3 protein-coding genes are annotated in these 2,564 nt (G+C 67.6%); 2 read left to right on the top strand and 1 reads right to left on the bottom strand.

Annotation, left to right across the window (positions count from 1 at the left end):
- A partial coding sequence (locus tag AC5E6L_RS15075) for a DUF294 nucleotidyltransferase-like domain-containing protein (RefSeq protein ID WP_491774395.1) occupies positions 1 to 1,072 on the top strand: 1,072 nt, incomplete at its 5' end.
- Between the two features lie 60 nt (positions 1,073 to 1,132).
- Entirely contained in the window at positions 1,133 to 1,600 is a 468-nt protein-coding gene (locus tag AC5E6L_RS15080) for an EF-hand domain-containing protein (protein ID WP_491228332.1), read from the top strand.
- Between the two features lie 6 nt (positions 1,601 to 1,606).
- On the opposite strand, the gene AC5E6L_RS15085 is transcribed toward AC5E6L_RS15080, so the two are convergent.
- Positions 1,607 to 2,564: sensor histidine kinase (locus AC5E6L_RS15085; RefSeq protein WP_491774397.1), on the bottom strand; the 958-nt coding region annotated here is incomplete at its 5' end.

Below are 2,564 nucleotides of genomic sequence, written 5' to 3' on the forward strand. Positions count from 1 at the left end.
CACCGGACCCTCCGCCCCGCGCACCGGCACCACCACTGCGACCCGGATCGCGTTCATCGACCGGCGCCACCTCGCGGCGTGGCGGCCGGCGGGAACGGAGGAGGATCCGGAGGCGCTGGCCGCGATCGCCGATCTTGCCATCGCCGAAGCGCTGGATGCGGCCGGGGCCGAGGTGGCGCGCCGACACGGCCACGTGCCGGGCGGCGAGGTCTGCCTGATCGCGCTCGGCCGGCTCGGATCGCGCGAAATGACCGCCGGCAGCGACGTCGACCTGATCCTGATCTATGACCATCCCGAGGGCGTGGACGAAAGCGACGGCGACAGGCCCCTCGCGCCCTCGCAATATTATGCGCGGCTCACCCAGCGCCTGATCGCCGCGCTCTCGGCGCCCACCAGCGAGGGCGTTCTCTACGAGGTGGACTTCCGGCTGCGCCCGTCCGGCAACAAGGGGCCGCTTGCGACCTCCCTGCGCGCCTTTTCCCACTATCAGCGCGACAATGCCTGGACTTGGGAGCACATGGCGCTGACCCGCGCGCGCATCGTCGCCGGCGATGCCGGTCTCGGCGCACGCACCGGCGCGCAATTGCGGTCCGTCCTGGCCATGCCGAACGATGCCGGCAAGGTCCGCGCCGACGTCCGGTCCATGCGCGCGCGCCTGCTGCGCGACAAGCCCGCGCGCGGGCCGTGGGACCTCAAGCGCATCGCCGGCGGCACGGTCGATATCGACTTCCTCGCCCAGCACTGGCGTCTGGTGGCCTTACAAAACCTTAATTTGAACGGGGCGGGCGCGGCCCGTATCTTCACATTGCTTGACGATGCGGTGATCGGCCGGCGGCAACGAGAGGATTTGTTGTCCGCCGCCCATGACTACGCAACGGTCGGCCATATGCTGCGCCTGTGCACTTCGGAAGCGTTCGATCCCGAAAAGGCCCCGCGCGGACTGGTCGAAGCGTTGTGTGCGAGACTGCATGAGCCGGCGATCGGCCATGTGGAGGCCCGTCTTGAGGGCCACCGGCGGCGGGTGGAGGCGATCTTCCACCGGGTGATCGGTGTCCCGGTCCCGCAGGCGTGAGGGGAAGCGCGCCGACGGTCCTGCATCGGGGGATGGCGAACGATGCAAAGGATGTAGCAAATGACAGTCCCCAAAAAAGCGATGATCGCCTTGCTGGCCTGTGCCGTCACCGCCACCGGTGTCGGCATTGCCGTGGCCGGAGGCGATTGCGGATCGGATGGCGAACGGGCCGCCGAGCGCTTCGAACGGCTCGATGCCGATTCCAGCGGCTCGGTCACCTTCGCCGAGTTCAGCGCGCCGGTGATGAAGCGCTTCAACGAGGCCGACGCGGACGGTGACGGCCTTGTCGCCGCCGAAGACGTCGCCGCGACGTTCGGCGGCCGCCGCGCCGGGCGCATGGCCAGGCGGATGATCGAGCATTTCGACATTGACGGCGACGATCGGGTCTCGGCCGGCGAACTGACCAGCCGCCAGGAAGAGATGTTCGCGCTGCTCGACCGCGACGATTCCGGCGCGATCACCGGGGACGAGCTGCCCCACCGCTTTGCCGGCGGCCCGCGCTTTGGTCGCCACGGCGACCGCAACTGACGGGGGTCAGCCCGTTTCGGGCGCGGCGTCCTCTTGGTCATCCTTTTGGGCGTCCGCGTCCGGCGGGCATTCGCAATAGACCGGAATGCGCACCAGCACGACGGTTCCCTCGCCGGCATTGGAGCGGATCGCGACGCTTCCGCCATGCATTTGGGCGAGCGATTTGGAGATCGCCAGTCCCAGTCCCGACCCGCCATGGGTCTTGGAGAACTGGTTTTCGACCTGTTCGAACGGCCTGCCCAGCCGCCTGAGGGCCTTTTGGGGGATGCCGCAGCCATCGTCGGCGATCACAAGGCGCACGGTCTTGCCGCCCATCCTGGCGCGGATGCGGATGCGGCCGTCGCGGTCGGTGAACTTCACCGCGTTCGTTATCAGGTTGATCAGGATCTGCTTCATCGCCCGCCGGTCGGCGTGGATGCGCATCTGCGGCGCGATGTCCTCCTCGATCGCGATCGCCTTGTCCTCGGCCTGCAACGAGACCATGTGCACCACCTCGCCGATCAGCGGCGCCAGGTCGATGCGTTCGCAGTCCAGCACGGCGCGGCCGGACTCGATCTTCGACATTTCGAGAATGTCGTCGATGACGTTCAGCAGGAAGCCGCCGCTGTCGTGGATGTCGTCGATATACTCCTCGTAGCGCTCCGAGCCGAGCGGGCCGAACATGCGCTGCTGCATCATCTGCGAAAAGCCGATGATGGCGTTGAGCGGCGTGCGCAGCTCATGGCTCACATTGGCCAGGAAATCGGTCTTGGCCTTGTTGGCCGCTTCGGCCCGTTCCTTGGCTTCGAGGAATTTGCGATTGATCTCTTCGAGCGCCCGGGCCTTTTCCTGCTCGGCCTGCCGGGCGCCGGACAGGTCCCGGATCGAGGCCATCAGCCGCCGCTCGGAATCGATCAGCCTTTCTTCCTGCCGCTTGAGCTGGGTGATGTCCGCGCCCACCGAGATCGTGCCGCCCGCCGGGGTG

The sequence above is a fragment of the Roseitalea sp. genome, from assembly GCF_984466335.1.